1 protein-coding gene is annotated in these 2,341 nt (G+C 35.5%); it reads right to left on the bottom strand.

The window, feature by feature from the left end; all coding sequences use genetic code 11:
- Window positions 1-586: 586 nt before the first annotated feature.
- Window positions 587-2,200, bottom strand: a complete 1,614-nt coding sequence (locus A3EM_RS0139380; RefSeq protein WP_211212046.1) for a choice-of-anchor Q domain-containing protein — start codon at window positions 2,198-2,200, stop codon at window positions 587-589.
- Window positions 2,201-2,341: the final 141 nt, after the last annotated feature.

The raw sequence follows: 2,341 nt of genomic DNA, 5'->3' as shown, positions 1-2,341 counted from the left end.
GATGATGACAAAAATAGTGATGAAGATGATAACAAAAGGAATGATAATTCCTAATTATGTTAACTAAATTTTATTGAAGGTCAAATGTCCCTTTTGGTAGTTTCTTTAAAGCTAATCAACTTTTGGCAAAATCTTACTCCCGATTCCTGATTTTTTCCTCCGAAGATTATTTTGCCTATTCCCCCTTTTGTAATACTTCGTTTATGTTTGGATGTTTTCCAAATTTTATCGAAATTCAACTGTATTTTTAGTTGATTATTATAGTGGCGGGTTTTTGCCAATTTCGTAACGGTTTTTGAGAGAAGCTAAATAAGGGAATCATAAAAAAACACCTAATAAAGGATCATAGAATATAATCAAATAAATAGTTGGGTCCATGGAAAATATCTATCAAATACACCTTGAATGGATCAGCTCTATTGAAGTAGTGAAAAAGAGAATATTAGAGGTTGAAGCACACTACCCCCTTGAAAACGAACGATTGTAGTTATCCAATTATAGTCAAGACCTCAAGTTAAAAAATTGTAAAGGATCTATATGAATCACACATATTAACATATTGCAATGCAGATAAATAAAGTCGGAATTATTGTACTTCCACAGCCCCTAAATCACAGCCATTCCCAATTGGCCTAGGTAAGTCTCTCTGATCAGTTCCCGAACAAGTGGTATTAGTAGCAGCATCAATAAGGGGGCTTCCTGGTACGGGAATATGAACTCTGGTATTGCCGCTATTAATAATTGGGCCTAGTTGTGCATTGCCATTAATTACCCCTGTTCCAATTAATGCCCCATCACCTAAATAATGATCGGGATTGCCAATAAATACCTTTCCATCCACTATCAGGTCATTAACATTTCCACTAAAACTTGCAGTTTCACCCCCACAATCTCCTCCTACAGGGTTATTGGCTACAACAGAATTTTTGATAAAGGTTGGAGAAAATTCAAAGTACATACCGCCCCCTTTATGCATATTAGGGCCATTTGTACCCACCATATAGTTTTCGCTCGTTTGGTTATTTGTGATGGTTACATCAACCAATTGGGTTATACCAAAGAATAAATAAAGTCCTCCGCCTCTTCCATTTGCCAAATTCCCAGAAATGGTTGTCCGAGTGATGGTTAAACTATTTTCTCCCGGTATTAGGGGATATGGATTTGGTGAAGAATAATCTCCAAGTTCACTTTTGATTGCTCCTCCATCATATTTTGTCTGATTTCCTTCAATAACACATTGATCAATTAAAGCCTGTGCAGAAGCAAGTGTATTCAAATCATAAAATAATATACCTCCCCCTGAAGACTGTGAAGAATTAAATGAAATACTACTTCTTTTTAAATCAGCAAATAATTCTACAAATATTCCTCCTCCACCCATATGAGGAATATTGATTTCTGATTTACTTCCTTGCTGATTATATTCCACTTTTGAGTCAGTCATAAATAATTTCCCAGTCTTGTCATTATATATACCTCCACCAGCAACTTGTGCTTTGTTATATGTTATTTCACTGTTTTCAATGAATAATTCACCAGAATTAAAAATTGCACCCCCTCTTCCAATATATTCTTCGGCCTGTCCATTTTTGATAACTTCTTGAATATCACCTCCTTTCAAGGTAACATTTCTTAAAGTGAGTTTTGCTCCTTCTGCTACCTGAAATAATCGAAATGGATTTATTCCTCCTCTACCATAACGTCTAATGGTTGCTCCATTTCCTTCAATGATCACATCAGAGGTGATTACTGGGAGACCATTTTCCGAGATAAAACCAGCAGGGTACACTATTGGAGTATAAGCCCCTCCGGGTGTTAGTTCTTTGGCTAAAAACTGAGTGCTGCTTGAAAGGTTATAGGTAGCTCCCTCTTCCAGAAAAATCGTGGTTGTTCCTTCACACAGATTGGCAGTTTCAACCGCATCATTCAAATAACAATCACCATTGCCATCACATATATCAAAAACCTGGTCTCCCTGATTATTGGTAGTTACATATATTATGGAATAACATCCAGGGACAGGAAGATTTGTTGGAATTTCAACTGGGCTTCGGGAGTCTGAAGGAGTTTTATTGGTGTTGAAAATTTCATTTTCCTGATTCAGGATATCACATGAAGTAAAACATAGAAAAATTACAAAAGCAAAAAAAGGGGGAATTGTATTTTTAGAACACATTGGCATAAACGGATGGGTTTTCAATTTGAAAAAAATATAAAAAAATTAGGCCTGTTTAATTTTTTATTACGAAGTTGTCTAAAGTTAAGTGACCTTAATTTTTTTGGCAAAAACGACAAAAAATCCGAGCAAATTTAAGCTGAACCAATTCTTAGTTTTCCTCTC

The organism is Flexithrix dorotheae DSM 6795 (assembly GCF_000379765.1).
In the GTDB taxonomy this organism is placed as follows: Bacteria; Bacteroidota; Bacteroidia; order Cytophagales; family Flammeovirgaceae; genus Flexithrix; species Flexithrix dorotheae.
This window is presented reverse-complemented; position numbering and strand designations above follow the sequence as displayed.